Genomic DNA, 20,851 nt, shown 5'->3' on the forward strand with positions numbered 1-20,851 from the left:
ATTTTTTCTATTTTTGGGTATAATAAATATATCTAAAATTAATTCTTATAGACAAGGTTTTTTGAAATATTTTGGAAGAATAATTAATAAAATTTCTTTAGAAAGTGAAAATATGATAACCAGTGTATGTGATTAAAAGTATGCAGTAAGTACTCGGTTTGATAAGAAATATCTTCAGGGTGCGAAACCATACTTTTTATTATGTGATAATATAGAGATATATTGGTAGAAGATAGAATTAATTAACAGGGGATTATGAAAAGGAGAAAAAAATGAGCGATACAAAGTACATTGAGCTGAATAATGAGGTAATAGTAAGAGACATACATGGTAGATATCAGCTAGAAAAGGATAAAGAAGCTTTAAATGCTTATTTAGAAGATTCAATAGATGATAGAAGTATGAAGTTTTCTTCTGAGGAAGAAAAAATAAAATATTTAATAGAAAATAATTATTACGAAAAAGAAATAATAGAGAAATACTCTATGGAATTTATAAAAGAATTAAGTGAGTATATAAAGAGCTTCGGATTTGAATTTAAATCTTATATGAGTGCAAGTAAATTCTATGAAAACTATGCACTAAAAACTGATGATGGGAAATATATACTAGAAAGCTATGAAGATAAAATATTAATCTGTTCATTGGCAATAGCAAGTGGAGATCAAAAAGTTGCTAAAACAGTGGCAGAAAAGCTTATAAGACAAGAATTTCAGCCAGCTACACCTACATTTCTTAATCTTGGAAGAGAAAGAGCAGGTCAATTAGTAAGTTGTTTTTTAGTTACAGTAGAAGATAGTTGTGAAGGTATTAGTTATGCTGTATCTTCTGCAAATCACCTTTCTAAGATAGGTGGAGGAGTAGCACTAAACCTTACAAGACTAAGAGCTAGAGGCGAATCTATCAAGGGAATAGAAGGTGCTAGTGGTGGAGTAGTTGGAGTTGCAAAAATGCTGGAACAAAGCTTTAGTTACTTTAACCAAATGGGAGCTAGACAAGGAGCTGGTGCAGTATATTTAAATGTACTTCATGCTGACTTTGAGAGCCTTATGGATACAAAGAAAATAAACGCTGATGAAAGGGTAAGACTAGCTACGCTATCTATAGGTGCAATAATTCCAGATGTATTTATGAAGTTGGCAGAGAAAAATGAAATTGGATATGCCTTTTATCCGCATTCTATATTTAAAAAATATGGTCTTCACTTAGATGATTTAGATATGGAAAAGTGGTATGATAAATTAGTTGCAGATCCAGATATTAGAAAAAAGGAAATAAATCCTAGAGAAATGCTTACAAGGATAGCGGCAACTCAAATGGAGAGTGGATATCCATACATAGTCTTTATAGATACAGCTAATAGAAACCATACTTTAAAAGATTTAGGTATGATAAGAATGTCAAATTTATGTTGTGAGATATTCCAGTACCAAGTACCTTCAAAGATTGAAGGATACGGTTCAAAGGATAGTGTTTGGGGACAAGATATAAGTTGTAATCTAGGCTCATTAAATATTGCAAATATAATGAAAAACAAAGATATGGATGGAGCAGTAGATACAGCTATAAGATTTTTAACTGATGTAAGTGATAGAACTAATATTCATCAAGTTCCTACTGTAAAAAACGGAAATGATAAAAGTCATTCAATAGGTCTTGGAGCAATGAATTTACATGGTTATCTGATGAGTAATAATATAGTTTATGAATCAAAAGAAGCAGTTGAGTTTTGTAGTGTATTTTTTGCGATGATGAGATACTATGCAATTAGAAGCTCAATGAATATTGCCAAAGAAAGAAAGGAAACTTTTTATGGCTTTGAAAAATCTGAATATGCAAAGGGAGCTGCAAGTGATGTTTTAGGCAAATACTATAAAGTGGACTATCTGCCAAAGAGCGAAAAGGTAACAGCTTTGTTTGAAGGTATGGAAATACCTACTAAAGAGGATTGGGCAAAATTGTTAGATGAAGTAAAGGAAAATGGCATATACAATGCCTATCTAATGGCAGTTGCACCGACACAGAGTATAAGTTATGTGCAAAATTCAACTTCTTCCATAATGCCTATAACAGAACAGATTGAAGTGAGAATTTACGGAGATTCAACTACAATATATCCAATGCCATTTTTAACAAATGAGAATTTATTATTTTATAAAAGTGCCTATAATACAGATATGTTAAAGGTAATAGATGTAGTGGCAGCTGTTCAAGAACATGTGGATCAGGGAATATCTACGACTTTATTTGTAACAGATGATAAAACTACAAGAGATATAGCAAGATATTATATTTATGCTTACAAAAAAGGTTTAAAAAGCCTATATTATACTAGAACAAAGATGCTTAGAGAGTTAAACAATGAATGTGTGTCTTGTTCTGTATAAAATGGAATAGATAAAATTAAATAGGCTAATTAAGAGATATGGAAAGGGTAGATAAAATGAGTATATATAAAAAAGAAAAAGTAGATGAAGTAAATAAGGTGCACAAAGCTGTAAATTGGGATACAGAAGATGACGACTTTACCCAGGCATTTTGGGAGCAAAATGTCAAGCAATTTTGGCTTCCAGAAGAAGTTCCAGTATCTAAAGACATACCTAGTTGGAATGAGCTTTCTGAAAAGGAGAGAGTTCTTTATAAAAGAGTTTTGGCAGGGTTGACTCTGCTTGATACAAAACAGGGGAATGATGGTATACCATCGATGATGGATTTAACAGATAATTTTCAAAGAAAGGCTGTTCTTTCTTTTATGGGAACAATGGAAGAAATTCATGCAAAGAGTTACTCCAATATATTTACAACTCTTTTATCCAAGAAGGAAATAGATGATCTTTTTATATGGATTGAAGAAGAGGAACTTTTGCAGAACAAAGCTAGAATAGTACTTAGACAGTATAAAAACACAGATGATGACAAAAGTCTATATATGTCTATGGCAACAAGTGTTTTTCTAGAGAGTTTTTTATTTTATAGTGGATTTTTCTATCCATTATTCTTAGCTGGGCAGGGAAAGATGATTTCAAGTGGGGAGATAATATCTTTAATACTTAGAGATGAATCACTTCATGGAAAATATATAGGTCTTTTAGCACAGGAAAAGCTAAATTCTTTTTCATATGATGATAAAAATGAATTAAAAGACAAAGTGTATGAGCTTTTAAAAGAATTAATGGAAAATGAAGAAAAATACACTAGAATGCTTTATGAGGGAACGGGTCTTGAAGAACAAGTTATTAATTTCTTGAGATATAATGCAAACTCAGCACTTACAAATTTAGGTTTTGAAGAATTTTACAAGGTAGAACCAGTAAATGCAATAGTTTTAAATGGACTTAGTACAGAAACGAAAACTCATGATTTCTTCTCTACAAAAGGGAATGGATATCAAAAGGGAATATATGAAGAACTAGAAGATGATGATTTTATATTTCCAGAGTTGGATAATTAAATAGATTATTGAATTTAAAATATACTTTAAAGAAAAAGACAGAGCTTTTTGAGGTAACCACAAAAGGTTAGACTTTAATGCGTAACAGATTTGACATCTGTTACGCATTTTTTGTTTATTCTAATTTTAGATTTTTAAACAATTTTGTTTTTAGAGCATAGTTTACAACGATACCTATAAATACACCAGTCAGTAAAGATGCTCCTAGCATAAATGGAAGATAGGTCATAATAGAGATATTTTTAATAATCAAGCTTGCCATAAGTAGCTGGCCTATATTGTGTAAAATAGCTCCAACAAGGCTGATACCTATATTTGAAAATCCAGGCACCTTGCTTGCGATAAACATTCCCAATAGACTTAAGTAGCCTCCTGCAATACTAAATAACAGTGTGGACATAGGACCAGCGAAAATTGAAGACAAAATAATTCTTACTGTAAGTATGAAGAAAGTATCTTTAAATCCAAATGTTATTAAACATATAAGAGTGATTATATTACTTAAACCTAATTTGGCACCTGGGAAAATTACTAGCAAGGGATTTGGAATAAAAGTTTCCAATATATATAGTGCAAGACTGTAGGCAACCATAAGGCTTAACAAAATCAACTTTTTTGTATTTGTTTTTTTCATATATATTAACGAAAGCCTCCTTTAAAATTCAAAATTAAGATGTTATATGGTTATGATAATGATTATCTAATAAACAAATAACATCAACTATAATAATAATATTATTTCTCTTATTAATCAAGAAATATTAATTTAACAGAGCTAGCAAATAAAGAACAATTTTTGGAATTAGTTAAGTAAATTATGATATTATAGAGTATAAGAGTAACAGGAGGTGCAATATGGGAAGAAATAGAAAAGAAATAGATAATAAATTTAAGTGGGATTTGGAAAAAATGTACCAATCTAGGGAAGAAATAGAAAAAGATATAGAATATATTGAAAAGAGCTATAAGGAAATAGAAAAGTATAAATCTAAGATGAATGAGTCAGTAGACAGTTTTTATAATGTTATAAAGTTAATGGAAGATTCTTCAAGAAAGCTTGAGTATCTATATACATACACTCATATGAAACACCATGAAGATACTAGAATAAATGAAAATCTTGCAGACTCTACAAAGTCAGAAATGGTAGAAAGTGAGTATAGCAAGGCAACAGCCTTTATAATTCCTGAAATATTAGGAATGGAAGAAAAGACTTTAAATAAATATATGGAAGATGAGAGACTAATTCCATACAAAAGAATGATAGATGAAATATTAAGAATGAAGCCACATACTTTAAGTGAGAAGGAAGAAGAATTACTAGCAGCAGTTTCAGAGTTGACAGATGTTCCTGAAAATACATATGAAATGCTTTGTTTTGCAGATATGGAATTTCCAGAAATTAAAGATGAGGAAGGGAATAAGGTAAGACTAGATCATTTTAACTATTCAACATATATTAAAAGCAAGGATGAAAGAGTAAGAAAAGAAGCCTTTGAAGCTGAATTTTCAACATATGAAAAATATAAAAATACAATGGCATCTACATTATTTGCAGCTATAAAGGGAGAAATATTTAATGCTAGAACTAGAAAATACCATTCAGCATTAGAAGCATCGCTATTTGCAGATGATATTAGTGTAGAGGTTTATAATAATTTGATAAAATCAGTAGATGAAAATATTGGAAGTCTTAATAGATATCTTGAAATTAAAAAGAAATATTTTAATCTAGAAGAATTACATATGTATGATTTGTATGTAGCTATGGCTAAGGATTTCAAGATGGATATTCCATTTGAAAGAGCAAAGGAAATTATACTAGAAGCTTTAAAGCCAATGGGAGAAGATTATGTAAATCTTATTAAAAAAGCATTTGAAGAAAGATGGATAGATGTATATGAAAATGAAGGGAAAAAGGGTGGAGCCTACTCTTGGGGTTGCTACGATTCACATCCATATATATTAATGGGGTATACAGATGACCTAAACTCTATGTTCACACTTATACATGAACTTGGACATTCTATGCACAGTTATTTATCTCATACAAATCAGCCTTACATAGATTCAAGTTATAAAATATTTGTAGCAGAGGTAGCCTCAACAGTAAATGAAATATTACTTATAAAGTATCTTCTAAAAAATGCAAAGAGCAAGGAAGAAAAAATATATTATTTAAACTATTATTTAGAACAGTATAGAACAACAGTATATAGACAGACTTTATTTGCAGAGTTTGAAAAAATATGTCATGAAAATGTAGAAGCAGGAAATCCAATGACTGCTGAAGATTTTAATAAGGTGTATTTTGATCTAAATAAAAAATACTATGGTCAGGTTTGTATAGTTGATGAATTAAGCAGTGTAGAATGGGCGAGAATACCACATTTTTATTCTAATTTCTATGTTTATAAATATGCAACAGGATTTTCTGCAGCATCTGTTTTAAGCGACAAAATTCTTAATGAAGAAGGTGCAGTTGAAAGATATATTGATTTTCTGAAAAGTGGTGGTTCAGATTACCCTCTTGAGCTACTTAGAAAAGCAGGGGTAGATATGAAAAAGAAAGAAGCCGTAGACGGAGCTTTAAAGATATTTGATAGAACAGTTAGTGAGCTTGAAGAACTTCTTCAAGATTAAAACTAATTATAGATAAATTTGAATTGAAGGTGATAATATGGAAATATTCAACTTTAAGCTAATAGCAGGAGTTATGCTATTTGTAATTTTAATATCTATTCAGATTACACTTAATAAGATTTTAGTAACTTTAAAAGAAATAAAAAGAGATATAAGAATTAGAAACGATGACTTCTTAGAAGATAGGGAAGGTTCTAGAAGAAGATTCTGATTTGCTATGGAGGTGAGGGGGCTAGGTCCTAAATATGAAACTTGATGTAATAAAAAATGAAATACAAAAAGTTGCAGAGGCAATTTCTCTTGTTATAAACATAGATGTAACCATAGTAAATGATGAGATGAAAAGAATAGCTGGAACTGGAAGTTATAAAGAGATGATAGGGGAAATAATTCCAGGAAAATCTGTATTCAATAAATGTTTTGAAGAAAAAGAGACCTTGATAATAGATAATCCAAAAGAAAATCTATACTGTAGGCACTGTTATAAATTTGATTCTTGTAGAGAGAAGGCAGAGATGTCTTGCCCTATAATACTAGATGGTATCTGTTATGGAGTAATAGGGCTAATAGCTTTTGATGAAGAACAAAGAGAAAGTATAATAAGTAGGGAAAAAGAGCTTGTCCTTTTTATAGAAAAAATGGCGAGTCTTATATCGGGAAATCTAAAGGCAGAAATCAAGTCCTATGCCTATAATATAGAAAAAAAGAAAATGATTAAAGTAATAGACGGTATGGATAAGTCTGTTGTTTCTGTGGATGAAAAAGGGAAAATAGATACTTGTAATAGTAAATTTAGAAAACTTTTCAATATAGATTACGATCCTAGAAATATGGATATATCAAAAGTATTAGATTTTTTTAGTAATGATGTATTTGATAGCCTTAAAAAAAGCAATAAACACAGCAGTACATTTTATTCAGAATCTGCAAATGTAAGGGGAATATACAATATAAACAAAATTTATTATAAAAAAGATTTAAAGGGATTTGTTATAGATTTTGTTGATAGAAAAGATGCCATAAGAAACTATAATAAAATGAATACAGATTATAGAATGACAGTAGATGATATAATCGGAGAATCAGAAAGTATTATAAGAGTAAAGAAAAATGCTTTAAAGGCAGCAGAATCTAGTTCCACGATTCTTATTACAGGTGAAAGCGGCACAGGAAAGGAGATGTTTGCTAGAGCAATTCATTTTCATAGTAGTAGAGGTGATAGACCCTTTATTACAATTAATTGCGCTGCAATACCAGAAGAACTTTTAGAGAGTGAACTTTTTGGATATGAAGAAGGGGCATTTACAGGAGCAAAAAAAGGTGGAAAGCTAGGTATGTTTGAAAGAGCCAACAAGGGAACAATATTTCTAGATGAAATAGGAGATATGAGCATACATCTTCAGGCTAAGCTTTTAAGAGTGCTTCAAGAAAAAGAAATACAAAAAGTAGGTGGGAAGTCAGGGGTAAAGGTAGATGTAAGGATAATATCTGCAACCAATAAAAATCTTCCTGAACTTGTAAAAAATGGAATGTTTAGAGAAGACCTATACTATAGGCTCAATGTCTTGCCAATAGAACTTCCAAGTCTAAAAGAAAGAAAGGGAGACATTCCCTTGTTAGTAGATTATATGGTGAAAGTGTACTCTAAAAAGCTAGATAAGAATATTTCTGGAGTTTCAGAAGAAGTATTAAATATGTTAGAAGAATATAATTGGCCAGGAAATATTAGAGAGTTGCAAAATGTAATAGAATTTTGCATCAATATGACAAATGGAAATATAATCAATGATATAAATATACTAAGAAACAGATTTAGGATAGAAGAAGAAAACTTAAAAATAAGTAGAAATAGTATTCATTCTAAAAAAACTTTCAACAATAATTTTTTAGATAAGGAATGCAGTATTTGTCCAAAAGATAATCTGGATACAGAAAGAAGCCTTGTGAACAAGAATATAGTATGCTCTTGTTCAATAATTAATAAAGATACCGAAGTAGACAATAAGAAAAAAAGCGATAAGCCTGTATTTTTGAAGTTAGATGACATAGAAAAAAATGAAATAAAAAAAGCCTTAGATTATTATAAACCTTATAAAAATGATAAGGACAAGGTAGCAGAAGTTTTGGGGATATCCAAAGCAACTCTTTATAGAAAAATAAAGAAATATAATCTTTAAAATTAAAAGGTAAAATTTTTATATAAATATTGCAATATAACCATTTTATCAAAATGAATATAAAGTGTATCAAAATGAGAAAGTTATATATCAATATGATAATATAACTTTCTTTTTTAATATAAAAATTCTTTGTTAAAAAAAGAAAATCTTGAAATTTCAATACTTAGAAGAAAAATATAAAAAGTTGGCACGTAAATTGCATTATATAAGTTAGAAGAAATTGTTTATAGTTTTTATAGGGGGTATAGAAATGAGAGATTTAAGAAATGAATTTGTAAAAATGTTAAAAGCAGAAGTAAAGCCGGCAGTTGGATGTACTGAACCAGTAGCCTTAGCACTTGCTTGTGCAAAATGTAAGGAACTATTAGATGAAGAAGTAAAAGAAAATAAGATGTTTGTAAGTCCTAGTATATACAAAAATGGTATGTGCGTAGGAATACCAGGAACAGAAAGATTAGGACTAAAAATAGCTGCTGCAATCGGTATAGTAGCAGGTAAATCAGAAAAAGGACTAAGTGTATTAGAAGGAACAAGCAGTGAAAATATAAAAAAGGCTGAAGAACTTATGGATGAAGGTAAATTATCAATAACACCAGCCGATACAACAGAAAAAGTATTTATTGATGTAGAGTTTAGGGGTGAAAACAATTCAGCAAGGGTTATAATAAAGAAAAAACATGATAACTTTATATACCTTGAAAAAAATGGTGAAGTTTTACTTGATTCAGAAAAGGATAACAAGGAAGAAGCAGGAAATACTTCTACTAGAACAATAATGGATGATGCAAGTCTTGAAGAAATAATAAAGAATGTGGAAAAAATGGACTATGAAGATATAAAATTCCTAAAAGAAGGAGTTGATATGAATCTTTCAATGGCAGAAGAAGGTCTAAGTAGAAAAATAGGTATTGGTGCAGGATATGGAATAAAGCAAGGTCTTGAAGAAGGTTTACTTTCTGATGATATAATAAATAATGCTATGATGCTTACAGCTGCAGCTTCAGACGCTAGAATGGCAGGTCTTGATATGCCAGTTATGAGTTCAAACGGAAGTGGTAATCATGGTTTGACAGCAATTCTTCCAATAGTAGCATACAATCAGAAGTTCCCTCAAGGAGATGAAAAGTTATGTAGAGCATTAGCTATATCACACTTAACTACTGCATATATAAAGAATTTCACAGGAAGATTATCTGCAATGTGTGGATGTGGAGTAGCAGCAGCTACAGGTTCCACAGCAGGTATAGCATGGTTAATGGGAGAAAGTATAGAAGAAATATCTGGTGCTGTGAAAAATGCAGTAGCGGACCTAAGTGGTATGATATGTGATGGAGCAAAATCTGGATGTGCTCTTAAGCTTTCATCAGCAGCAGCCTCTGCAATAAGAAATGCTCTATTAGCAAAGAATGGAAATTATGCAGAAAAAATAAACGGTATAGTTTCAGAAAGTGTAGACGTAACTATAAGAAATCTTGGAAGAGTAAGTGACAAGGGAATGAGCTATACTGATAAGATAATATTAGATGTAATGAATGATATGAACAAAGTACAGTAATAAAGCATATAATCTTTCTCTATCAGAAGTATTGTTATGTATTAGGGATGGTATAAAAACATACACACAGCATTTATGTAGTTTTATATGAGAAACTGTTAGAGAAAGGTTTATATATAATTTAAAGTCAGTATAATAAAATAATAAAAGTCTAGGATATTTAAAAATAAAAAAGGTATGCACTGAAATTTTTCAGTGCATACCTTCTTTTATAGTGAGATATTAACGCAATTCATCTGTTACGTTAAATATGTAAGGAACATTTCTATATCGATCTTCAAAATCAAATCCATATCCTACTACAAATTTGTCCTCTATCGAAAATCCACAGTAATCAGGAACAAAATCAACCTGTCTTCTGCTAGGTTTATCAAGAAGAACACAAGTCTTAAGACTCTTAGGATTCTTCTTAGTGATGTGCTTAACTACAAAATCCATAGTGTTTGCAGTATCTGCTATATCATCAACGATAAGAACATCGTAATCTGTAATATCATTTAGTGTAATATCGGATTGAACTTTTACCTTTCCTGCAGAAGAAAATCCGTCTCCATAGCTTGAAGTAGTCATAAAGTTTACTTTAAGCTGAGGAATATCAATGCTTCTTACTAGATCGGCGCAGAAGATAAAGCTACCCTTTAAAAGAGCGATAACAAGTAAATTTTTTCCATCATAGTCCTTCTTCAACTCTTTACCCATTTCAGCGATTCTTTCTTTAAGATCAGACTCGCTTAGCATAACTTCCCATTTTCTTTCCTCTATATTCATTTAATCCTCCAAATTTCCACACTTATGTGCTTGAATATTTATATAAGTAACTTTTATTATATCACAAAATCATCTTTTTACTATAAAAATATGACAAAAAATATATTTCAGGATATTTTCTGAAAAATATATTAAATTTTAATAGAAATCATTTTATCTATTGACATATATATTCAAAGATTATAATATATAGATGTAAGGCGTATTTTAGGCAAAAAACATATAAAAACTTCTTAAAATTGATTTGAAAAATTTTTTATGAATTTTTTGAAAATATATTGATTTAAGTTCAATAAAGTGTTAGAGTAAAATTGCCTACTATTATAATTTAGTGTCGATTTTGCAGAAGGAGAGATTGATAAATGAACGAAATAAACTCAGAAACATATGTAAGTCCTGAACAGTATGAGATATATGCAAATATATTAAAGGTAATCGCTCATCCTGTAAGACTATGTATAGTTAAGGAACTAATAGAAAATGGTGGTTGTAACGTTTCTACTATTTATTCTGCACTTGGGATACCACAGTCTACTGTTTCTCAACATTTAGCAAAATTAAGAACAGCTGGACTAGTAACAGGCGACAGAAGAGGGAACGAAATAATATATACAGTTGAAAGCGAAGAAGCAAATAGAGTGATAAACTGTATGATAAAGAGTACTCAAAAGGCTAATGAGGACAACTCAGTAAGAGTAAACAAAAATTACAGTCTATAGTTAAAGATTACCATGTAATTGAGAATGGTTGAAGCTTGCATTTGTATAATTTTACTAGTAATAGAAGTGTAATTTTGCTCTAACAAAATAATTCATCTGAATTAGTAATAATTTAGAGTGGTTTTTATATTTATAAAGATAAACACTCTATAAAAATTGAAAACTCTAATTGATTTAAGGCTGTAAGGTATATAGTCTTTTTGACGTGTAAACATATAATTTTTAGATGTTAATGAGTTTCTTTTTGACTACTATTTATAAAGGGTATAAATGCAAAATGATAAATAATTTTATGTGTATGGTTTTATAAGAAATATTTGATAATTGGAATATACTGTTATGTTACACAATTATTGTATGTAATTCACTTATATACTGATTGAAATTTATATGAAAAGGTGTAAATATTGAATTGTAATATAAAAAAATATAAATCGAACTGAATTAAATAGGCATTGATTACAAAAGCACTAATCATATAAATGAAAGAAAAAACAATATTGAATAAATATTGAAATAGGGGGAGCAAAAGATTAAAGAAATTTAGAAAAGACATATACTAGATGAGTTTAATCTTCTTTCAATATTTTGCACAAATAAGTGCAGTATTGTTATTTTAACTGTTTAATTTGAAATAAGTTAGAAAACTGTAAAACATACAGTGAAAATAAGTTTAATATTATTAAAGTAAACTGATAGAATTTAGTATGCCTTAAATAAAAGTTAATCTATTATATAAAATTTTTAAACCACAGAGACATTGATGTTTCTGTGGTTTTATCGTTATTGACTAACTTTAAAAACTTGTATATACTACTTATTATATAGAAAACATACAAAATCAAACTAAATCGAAATAGTTTGAGTGAAAATTATTATAATATAATATAAAACATGGGAAAAGGAGTGAAATGTATGAATAAAAAAATAATTTCCTTGGCATTAGCTGGTATAATATCTTTTTCGGCAGTATTTCAAGCATTGCCTGTAAATTCTTTTGCATATAGCAGTTATGAAAGAATAGCTGGTAAAAACAGATATCTTACATCTGAATATGTTTCAAAAAGAAATGATAGTAAAACAGTAGTGTTAGCAAGTGGAGAAAGATTTCCAGATGCTCTAAGTGCGGTTAATATTTCCAATAAATTTGATGCGGCGACAATTCTTACAGATGGAAGAAGTTATAGTGTTGTAGATATTCTTAAATCAAGAAATGCTAAAAAAGTATTCTTAATGGGAGGGGTTAGTTCTATATCAGCTGACCTTGAAAATAAATTAAAAGAAGAAGGCTTTAATGTAGAAAGAATAAGCGGTATAAATAGATATGAAACATCTAAGAACGCTGTGAGAAGAGCTGGCTATTCATATGTAGGTGTAGCAAGTGGTAATAACTATACAGACGCCTTGGCAGCTTCTGCTCTACTAAAGCAAGAAGACTGTGGTCTACTTTTAGTAGATGGAGATAAGGGCTATACAGCGCCAATAGGAACAACAGTAAAATATACTTTTGGTGGATCTAGAACAATTCCTCAAAATGGTGGAGAAAGAATCTATGGAGTATCAAGATTTGAAACTGCAGTAAAGATTTCAAATAAGGTAAAAAATCCAAAAACAATGGCAGTAGTAAGTGGAGATAATTTTGCAGATGCTCTTTCAGCTACAAATTTAGTTGTATCAGATGATGCAATTATTATGCCAGTACAAAAGTATCCATACTATGATGTAATTAGAAAGGCAAGAGAGGTAGAACAGGTTATATTTGTAGGTGGTGTTAATTCAATTAGTGATGAAACAGCATCTATGGTAATAGAAAAGGGAATCTCTCCAACTGTAAAATCATCTGTAGGAGATGACTTCGACACAGCAGGGCTTACAGAAGAACAAAAACAATTATTACAGGATATGGAAGACTTCGGAAATAAGGTAGAAGACGATATAGAAGAGTTAGAAAGAATAATAGAAAAAATTAAGCAATTAAAACCACAAATCCAAAACTCACTAGAAACAGTTAAGAAGATAATAGACTTCTTAAAGAATTTAGTTAACTCAGGAGATATAAAGGATACAGCAAGTAATCTAGAAAAACTTGAAAAATTGTTAGATACAATTAGCAAAGACTTGCCGTCATCTGGTCAGTTAGCTACTGAACTAGCTCAATTGAAAGCAAAGATAGATCAAATTAAAAAGGAATTACAGCAGTATGAAAAGCTTTTAGGTGCAATTTTAGGAAAACCAGGAAATGAAGCACTTAAACCTGCAGCTGATAAAATCAGTGCAGCAACAAATCAAAAGGTAAATGATTTAATAGCTAAGTTACTTAGTGGATTAATAGGAAAGCAATAGAATATTTCCAATAAAAACAATGATTTTTTAAAAAAAATTTCTAAAGAAGAAAAATGTCTTGCATTTTCTAAAATAAGCTATATAATTTAGTATAGTGATTATTTAGAAGACCCTAGTACAAGGAGTGATGAGACATGGATAATAAGAAATTTAAGATAAATAGCTACTTAAGAGATGCAGATGATATTTTAGAAGAAAAGCAGAGAATTGCCATTGAAAAGTATGGTGAAATCTTTGAAGACCAAGTTTTTTTTGAACTTGAATTAAAGATGAATGATGAACTTGCTAGAGAATTAAGTAGAGAATATAACAAAAGAGTTCATGGAAATAGAAGATTAAACTAAAAATTAAGCTAAATAAAAATAAACCGACACAAGATATCTTGTGTCGGTTTTCAATTTCTAAGTATTATTAAGGACTATACTGAGATAATACTCATATCCATTAATAGATTAACCACCTTAGCAGCCTTGTCAGGATCCATAGGTGCTAGTGGAAGTCTAAATTCTCCAATTTCATAGCCCAACATATTCATTGTTGTTTTAATAGCTATAGGATTTGGTTCTAATTCCATTAATTCCATAATAGGATACATAAAATAGAATAATTCTCTTGCTTTGGAAATTTCACCAGAATTGAAAGAATCAAATATTTCTACGGCTTCTTTGTTCCAAATATTTGCAAGAACTGAAATATATCCATTGGCACCTAATGAAAGGGCAGGTATTACCATTTTATCAAGACCAGATATAATAGAAACATCTGCTGGAAGTGAAGATCTAAGTTTTCCGAATCTATTTATATCTTCAGATGACTCTATAACACCACTTAAATTTCCAAGTTCTGAAAGTGAAACTATTACATCAATAGGAATATCATAGCCACATCTATCTGGATCATTTTCGATAAAGCAAGGCATTGCTACCGCCATCATAATTGATTTAAAATGGTTTAACAAACCATGAGAGTTTGTTTTATTGTAATATGGGGCAGACAATATAAGAGCATCTGCGCCACTCATCTTAGCTCTTATAGAAAGAGTTACTGATCTTGTCATATCATTAAATCCTGTCTGTATAAGAACTGGAACTTTCTTGTTAATCTTTTTAAGTGTAAAATCAAGAATAGAAATAATCTCATCATCATTCATAGTTTGGAATTCTCCCGTAGACCTTCCAAGAACAATTGCTGAAACACCGCTATCTAAATGTTTATCTATAATTTTTTCAAGAACAGAAAAATCTATTTCATTAGTATCTGTAAATGGAGTCACTAAATTGACTGCACAAGCTTTAAGTATCATAATAAAATCTCCTTTTTTATATTATTTTAAAAATAAGCAACTAATTCTACTAAATAGTTACAAACTTAATTTCTATAATTATTTGTAATTATATTATACCCTATTTTAAGTATAATACACATTAATTACTTTTTTCAAATGATATAAAAAGTCATAAAATATAGATAGAGTATAAGAAAATAGGGTATATATACAAATATAAAAATAATAACTTTAAAAGTAAATGTTGTTGATTTTTCAGTAATAGAGAGTTTTTCTGAATTATTAGAATATAGAATATATAAAAAAAAGAAGAACATTGGAAATAAGATGTTTTAATTGAAAAATTAGTAAAAAAGCCTTTTTTTTATGTTATAATTGTATTGGCAAAATAAAAAACTAAAAAACAATAAAAAATGGAGGAAGGAAATGGATTCTTTAAAGGAACTATACAAAATAGGAAGCGGTCCATCAAGTTCTCATACTATGGGACCACAGAGAGCAGCAAAGAGATATAAGACTAAGTACCCAGAAGCTGAAAGCTACAGATGTACACTATACGGAAGTTTGGCAGCTACAGGAAAGGGACATTTAACAGACTATATAATAGAAAAGGAGTTTGCTCCAAAGAATGTTGAAATAATTTGGAGAGCAGACATAAATCCGGAATACCATCCAAATGGAATGATGTTAGAAGCCATAGACAAAGATGGAAATGCAAGCAACCCATGGACTGTATACTCAGTAGGTGGTGGTACTCTTGCAGAGGAAGGAAAGAGAAATCAGCCAGATGGAAAGATATACTATGAACACAATAAGCTAGATGATATAATCGCTTATTGCAGAGAAAACGATAAGGATTTCGTTGAGTATGTATTAGATATAGAAGATGATGACTTCCTAGAATACATGGATGATATAGCAGACGCTATGAAGGCAGCAGTAGATAGAGGTATTGAAAGCAGAGAAATAATACCAGGAAAACTTCATTTAAAGAGAAGAGCATCAAACTTCTACAAGAAGTATCTTGCAAATAAGGACTATACTAACCTTGACTATGCATTTGCTCTTGCAGCAGCAGAAGAAAACGCATCAGGTGGAATGATAGTTACTGCACCTACATGTGGAGCTGCGGGTGTATTACCAGGAGTATTTTTCTCACTAATGGTACACAATGGATATACAAAGCAGATGATAATAGAAGGATTGATAGTTGCAGGTCTTATAGGAAACCTTGTAAAGACTAATGCATCTATATCTGGAGCAGAAGCAGGATGTCAGGCAGAAGTTGGAACTGCATGTGCAATGGCAGCAGCAGGAACAGCTTACCTATTTGGTGGAACTTTAGAACAGATAGAATACGCAGCAGAAATAGGACTTGAACATCACCTAGGAATGACTTGTGACCCTGTTTATGGATATGTTCAGATACCATGTATAGAAAGAAATGCAATGGCAGCAGAAAGAGCAGTATCTGCAGCTAAGTATGCTTTAAATACAGAAGGTGAACATACTATATCATTTGACCAAGTTACAGTAACTATGGGAGAAACTGGAAAAGACCTTATGGACAAGTACAGAGAAACTTCTAAGGGTGGACTTGCTAAGTGGTTTGAATGCTAATAGCATACTCTAGTAGATTTAATTGTATCAATTGGAAAAAATATGATATATAATAAGGAGGGTATATCTTTTGATATACCTTCTTTTATATTTATATACTCTGTATTTAAGTATTTAACAAGATTACAGAGTATATAAATTTGTATATAAAAGCCATTTTTGCCTTTTGCATAGTAGTAAATAGTATTAAAAGAGTAAGAAATAGGAGTATAGATCTATATTCTGATAGTTAAGAATAACTTATAGAAAAAATGATATAAAAATTGTAAAAGAAGGGACTTTTATTGTATAATAAATAGTTCAGGAATAAAATTATCTAGGAGGGTATTTCCATGGAACAATACGGAAGTTTTGCATATATATACGATGAATTAATGGATGATGTAGATTATGAAAAATGGGTAAAACATATAGAGAATATAATAGAACATAAGAAAATAAAAGTGAAAAATATTTTAGAACTTGCTTGCGGAACAGGAAATATAACACTTCCACTAGCTCAAAAAGGATATGATATAGCAGGAATAGACATTTCTGAAGAAATGCTTGATGTTGCATTTAATAAATCTGAAGAAGTGCAGATTCCACTAGTACTTTTACAGCAGGATATAGTTGATTTAGATTTTGATCTGTATGATTTAGATTGTGTATTGTGTGCATGTGATGGATTCAATTATATAACATCTCCTGATGATTTAAAAAAGGTCTTTGCCAAGTCATATGAACTTTTGAAAAAAGAGGGGATACTTCTTTTTGATATAAGTTCATATTACAAAATAAAGAATGTATTGGGAAACAACTTTATGGGAGAAAGTAGAGAAGAACTTTCATATATGTGGACTAATGTATATGATGATGAAACGCAGTTAATAGACATGGATCTAGACTTCTTTGTAAAAATAGAAGTAGATGACGAAGAAGAGGACAATGTCTATGAGAGATATAGAGAGAGACATCAACAGAGAGCCTATAAAGAAAATGAAATAAAGAAAATGCTTGAAAAAGTAGGATTTAAAGAAATAGAAATCTTTGGAGATTTTACAATGGAAGAAGCCAAAGATGATTCAGAAAGAATATTCTTCAGTGCAATAAAGAGATAAAAGAAAGGATGATAAAAGATGAAAGATTATTGTTTAAGAGTAACAACAGGAAATAATGAAGCAAGAGCATTTTTTGCTACAACAAGAAATATGGTAGAGGCAGCAAGAGCCTATCACAATACTACTAAGGTTGCAACTGCTGCACTAGGAAGAACACTTACAGTAACATCAATGATGGGACTAATGATGAAGAATAGTTCAGATAAAGTCAGCGTAATAATAAAGGGTGGTGGACCAATAGGAAGTATAATCACTACTGCAGATGCACATGGTATGGCTAAGGGATATGTAACTAATCCAGCAGTAGAAGTTGAAAACTATCCAAATGGAAAACTTAATGTAGCAGGAGCAGTAGGAAATGAAGGAACAATAAAGGTGATTAAAGACCTAGGTCTAAGAGAACCATATAATGGAGAATATGAAATAGTAAGTGGAGAAATAGCACAAGACTTTACATACTACTTTACTGTATCGGAGCAGACTCCTTCAGCAGTAGCACTTGGCGTACTTACAAAAGCTGATGAAGTAGAAGAGGCAGGTGGATTTATTATCCAAATGATGCCAGATGCTTCAGAAGAAACAATTTCAACTATTGAAAGAAATATTTCTAACTTAAAGTCAATAACTGAAATGCTTAGCGAAGGTCTAACTCCAGAAGATATAATGAGAATAGTATTAAAAGACCTTGCTCCAAAGATACTTGATAAATATGAAATTGGATTTGAATGTGATTGTTCGAAGGAAAGAGTATCAAAGGTATTTGCAGCAATAGGAAAAGACGAACTAAAAGCGATAATAGATGAAGATAAGGGCGCTGAAGTAGGCTGTCAATTCTGCAACTCAAAATACAATTTTACAGAAGATGAATTAAAAGAAATCTATGAAGAAATAGATAAATAAAACTAGATATAATATATTTAGTAGCAAATAGATAAAGAAAAATATTGAAAAAATGTATAAAAATTAAGAAACTAAATATGCCTTTTATTGTGTATATTTAGTTTCTTATTAGAAAAAGAGGTGTGATTATGAGACTAGACAAGCTACTGGGAAATCTTGGTTATGGAACAAGAAATGAAATAAAGAAACTATGCAGACAAGGTGCTGTAATAGTTAATGGAAAAGAAATGAAAAAGTCCAGTGATCACGTTGATCCTGAAAAGGATGAAATACTTTTTAACGGACAAAAAGTAAATTATAGAGAGTTTATATATATTATGCTAAACAAGCCAGCAGGGTATGTATCGTCTACATTTGATAAAAATGATCCTACAGTAGTAGATTTAATAGATGAAAAATATCTTGCCTTTGAGCCATTTCCAGTAGGAAGACTGGACAAAGATACTGAAGGTCTATTGATATTGACTAACGATGGAAAACTAAGTCATAGGGTATTATCTCCTAAGAAGCATGTACCTAAAAAATACTATGCAATTATAAAAGGTATAGTTAGCAGTAAAGATATAGAAGAATTTAAAGAAGGTATAGATATTGGAGAAGGCTATACTACTAAACCAGCAGAATTAGAACTTCTAAAAAAAGTAGAAATAGAAGAACTAAGTGAAAATATGGGAATAGACCTAGATGAATTGAAAGAAGCTATAGAATACAATAATGAAGGCTTATGTGAAATTAATGTAACTATAAGCGAAGGAAAATTCCATCAGGTAAAAAGAATGTTTAAAGCAGTAGGGAAAGAAGTTATTTTCCTAAAAAGAGTAAAGATGGGTGGACTATGTCTTGACGAATCTTTAGAGCTTGGAGAATATAGAGAGCTAACAGAAGAGGAAATAGAACTTCTTGAAAAGATAGACTAAATCTTAAATTGACTGATATAAAGGGGTAATTAATGAAAAGAAAAGATATTATAGAATTTGAAGTTGGAAAAATGGAATTCGGAGGAATTACTAGATCCTTATATGATAACAAGAGAATAAAAATGAAGGGTGGAATCACTGGTCAAAAAGTAAAGGCAGTAGTAAAAAAATCTAGAAGTGATAGTGGAGAAGTAAAAATGCTTGAACTTTTGGAAGCTTCATCAATAGAAACTGCAGAAACTTGTAGACACTTCAGAGAATGTGGAGGTTGTAGCATACTTTCAATACCTTATGAAAAGCAGCTTGAAATAAAAGAAAATCAGGTAATGGAATTATTTAAAGCACAGAATTTAACAGGATTTGAATATCTTGGAATACAGGGAAGTCCATCTCAAACAAAATACAGAAACAAGATGGAATTTACATTTGGAGATGAAGTAAAAGATGGTCCTCTATCTCTTGGTATGCACAAAACAAGAAGATTTATAGATATAATAACAGTAGATGACTGTAGATTAGTAGATTCGGATTTTATAGAAATACTTACAAAAACTAGAGACTTCTTTGAAGAAAAGGAAATACCATACTATAGAAGTTTTAGTCATCAAGGATATTTAAGACACCTTGTAATTAGAAAAGGTGAAAATACTGGAGAATTGATGATAAATATAGTAACATCATCACAGATAGACTTTGATATGGATCAATATGTGGAGTTATTAAAATCTCTAAAGTTAAACAATGAAATAGTAAGTATACTTCACACTATAAATGATGGCTTAGCAGATGCTGTAAAGTGTGATGAGTTGAGAGTTCTTTATGGAAGAGACTACTTTAATGAAGAAGTATTGGGCTTGAAGTTCAAAGTATCTCCATTTTCATTCTTCCAAACAAATACAAAGGGTGCAGAAATGCTTTATGAAATAGCGAGAGACTTTGCAGGTAATAGTGGTGATGGAAAAGTAGTATTTGACCTATACAGTGGAACAGGAACAATAGGTCAGCTAATGGCAAAGACTGCAAGAAAAGTTTACGGAATAGAGCTAGTAGAGGAAGCTGTAGAGGCAGCAAATCAGAATGCTAAACTAAACGGTTTAGATAACTGTGAGTTTATAGCTGGAGACGTTGCTAAGGTAGTCAGCAACCTTCCTGAAAAGGCGGACCTAATAATAGTAGATCCACCAAGAGCAGGAATAATGGGAAATGGTGTGAAAGATATATCTGAATTTGGAGCAAAAGAAATAGTTTATGTAAGCTGTAACCCAAAATCTTTGGTAGAAAACCTTGTTGAATTTGAAGAAAGAGGATACAAGATAGAAAAAGTAAAACTAATGGATATGTTCCCAAATACACCACATTGTGAGACAGTA

General features: G+C 30.5%; 17 protein-coding genes. 14 read left to right on the plus strand and 3 right to left on the minus strand.

Annotated features, from left to right (window positions below; genetic code table 11):
- The first annotated feature begins 272 nt into the window (after nucleotides 1-272).
- Together nrdE and nrdF are read left to right on the plus strand one after the other, a co-directional pair.
- Entirely contained in the window at nucleotides 273-2,387 is a 2,115-nt protein-coding gene (nrdE, locus tag BMY82_RS03305; RefSeq protein WP_091974620.1) for a class 1b ribonucleoside-diphosphate reductase subunit alpha, read from the plus strand.
- A 56-nt stretch (nucleotides 2,388-2,443) separates the two neighbouring features.
- Complete coding sequence (nrdF, locus tag BMY82_RS03310) at nucleotides 2,444-3,451, plus strand: class 1b ribonucleoside-diphosphate reductase subunit beta (protein WP_091974668.1); 1,008 nt, start codon at nucleotides 2,444-2,446, stop codon at nucleotides 3,449-3,451.
- Nucleotides 3,452-3,566: 115 nt separating this feature from the next.
- Here nrdF and BMY82_RS03315 read toward each other — a convergent pair whose 3' ends face one another.
- Nucleotides 3,567-4,085, minus strand: coding sequence for a Gx transporter family protein (locus tag BMY82_RS03315; protein ID WP_091974622.1), 519 nt, complete (start codon nucleotides 4,083-4,085; stop codon nucleotides 3,567-3,569).
- A gap of 221 nt (nucleotides 4,086-4,306) precedes the next feature.
- On the opposite strand from BMY82_RS03315, the gene pepF reads away from it, so the two are divergent.
- The 4 genes from pepF (at nucleotide 4,307) to BMY82_RS03330 (ending at nucleotide 9,829) form a co-directional block, all read left to right on the plus strand.
- On the plus strand, nucleotides 4,307-6,094 hold the full coding sequence (gene pepF, locus BMY82_RS03320) for an oligoendopeptidase F (protein ID WP_091974623.1): 1,788 nt from the start codon (nucleotides 4,307-4,309) through the stop codon (nucleotides 6,092-6,094).
- Between the two features lie 37 nt (nucleotides 6,095-6,131).
- Complete coding sequence (locus tag BMY82_RS09435) at nucleotides 6,132-6,305, plus strand: hypothetical protein (protein WP_180366716.1); 174 nt, start codon at nucleotides 6,132-6,134, stop codon at nucleotides 6,303-6,305.
- Between the two features lie 34 nt (nucleotides 6,306-6,339).
- The gene (locus tag BMY82_RS03325; RefSeq protein ID WP_242938899.1) at nucleotides 6,340-8,271 is read left to right on the plus strand and encodes a sigma-54-dependent Fis family transcriptional regulator; all 1,932 of its coding nucleotides are present in this window, start codon (nucleotides 6,340-6,342) and stop codon (nucleotides 8,269-8,271) included.
- A 253-nt stretch (nucleotides 8,272-8,524) separates the two neighbouring features.
- Nucleotides 8,525-9,829: an L-cysteine desulfidase family protein gene (locus BMY82_RS03330; RefSeq protein ID WP_091974625.1), complete on the plus strand. Its 1,305-nt coding sequence runs from the start codon at nucleotides 8,525-8,527 to the stop codon at nucleotides 9,827-9,829.
- A gap of 222 nt (nucleotides 9,830-10,051) precedes the next feature.
- Here the strand turns inward: BMY82_RS03330 and hpt are convergent, their stop codons facing one another.
- Complete coding sequence (gene hpt, locus BMY82_RS03335; protein ID WP_091974627.1) at nucleotides 10,052-10,597, minus strand: hypoxanthine phosphoribosyltransferase; 546 nt, start codon at nucleotides 10,595-10,597, stop codon at nucleotides 10,052-10,054.
- 362 nt (nucleotides 10,598-10,959) lie between these two features.
- Between hpt and BMY82_RS03340 the strand changes: the two genes are divergently transcribed.
- From BMY82_RS03340 to BMY82_RS03350, 3 genes are all read left to right on the plus strand, one after another.
- The gene (locus BMY82_RS03340) at nucleotides 10,960-11,316 is read left to right on the plus strand and encodes an ArsR/SmtB family transcription factor (protein ID WP_091974629.1); all 357 of its coding nucleotides are present in this window, start codon (nucleotides 10,960-10,962) and stop codon (nucleotides 11,314-11,316) included.
- Nucleotides 11,317-12,231: 915 nt separating this feature from the next.
- The gene (locus tag BMY82_RS03345; protein WP_180366717.1) at nucleotides 12,232-13,659 is read left to right on the plus strand and encodes a cell wall-binding repeat-containing protein; all 1,428 of its coding nucleotides are present in this window, start codon (nucleotides 12,232-12,234) and stop codon (nucleotides 13,657-13,659) included.
- Between the two features lie 134 nt (nucleotides 13,660-13,793).
- Nucleotides 13,794-14,003, plus strand: coding sequence for a hypothetical protein (locus tag BMY82_RS03350; protein ID WP_091974633.1), 210 nt, complete (start codon nucleotides 13,794-13,796; stop codon nucleotides 14,001-14,003).
- A gap of 74 nt (nucleotides 14,004-14,077) precedes the next feature.
- Here the strand turns inward: BMY82_RS03350 and dapA are convergent, their stop codons facing one another.
- Entirely contained in the window at nucleotides 14,078-14,962 is an 885-nt protein-coding gene (gene dapA / locus BMY82_RS03355; RefSeq protein ID WP_091974635.1) for a 4-hydroxy-tetrahydrodipicolinate synthase, read from the minus strand.
- A 408-nt stretch (nucleotides 14,963-15,370) separates the two neighbouring features.
- Here dapA and BMY82_RS03360 point away from each other — a divergent pair, with 408 nt between their 5' ends.
- The 5 genes from BMY82_RS03360 to rlmD all read left to right on the plus strand — a co-directional run.
- Nucleotides 15,371-16,564 (plus strand): L-serine ammonia-lyase, iron-sulfur-dependent, subunit alpha, encoded by a 1,194-nt coding sequence (locus BMY82_RS03360; protein WP_091974637.1) that lies wholly within the window; start codon nucleotides 15,371-15,373, stop codon nucleotides 16,562-16,564.
- 332 nt (nucleotides 16,565-16,896) lie between these two features.
- On the plus strand, nucleotides 16,897-17,664 hold the full coding sequence (locus tag BMY82_RS03365) for a class I SAM-dependent DNA methyltransferase (protein ID WP_091974639.1): 768 nt from the start codon (nucleotides 16,897-16,899) through the stop codon (nucleotides 17,662-17,664).
- Between the two features lie 18 nt (nucleotides 17,665-17,682).
- Entirely contained in the window at nucleotides 17,683-18,564 is an 882-nt protein-coding gene (gene hslO, locus BMY82_RS03370) for an Hsp33 family molecular chaperone HslO (RefSeq protein ID WP_091974641.1), read from the plus strand.
- Between the two features lie 128 nt (nucleotides 18,565-18,692).
- The gene (locus BMY82_RS03375) at nucleotides 18,693-19,481 is read left to right on the plus strand and encodes a pseudouridine synthase (RefSeq protein ID WP_091974643.1); all 789 of its coding nucleotides are present in this window, start codon (nucleotides 18,693-18,695) and stop codon (nucleotides 19,479-19,481) included.
- Between the two features lie 32 nt (nucleotides 19,482-19,513).
- Nucleotides 19,514-20,851, plus strand: a 1,338-nt coding sequence (rlmD, locus tag BMY82_RS03380; RefSeq protein WP_091974645.1) for a 23S rRNA (uracil(1939)-C(5))-methyltransferase RlmD, incomplete at its 3' end; no start/stop codon positions are given.

Origin of the sequence: Peptostreptococcus russellii, from assembly GCF_900110295.1 — a bacterium.
Taxonomy (GTDB): Bacteria; Bacillota; Clostridia; order Peptostreptococcales; family Peptostreptococcaceae; genus Peptostreptococcus; species Peptostreptococcus russellii_A.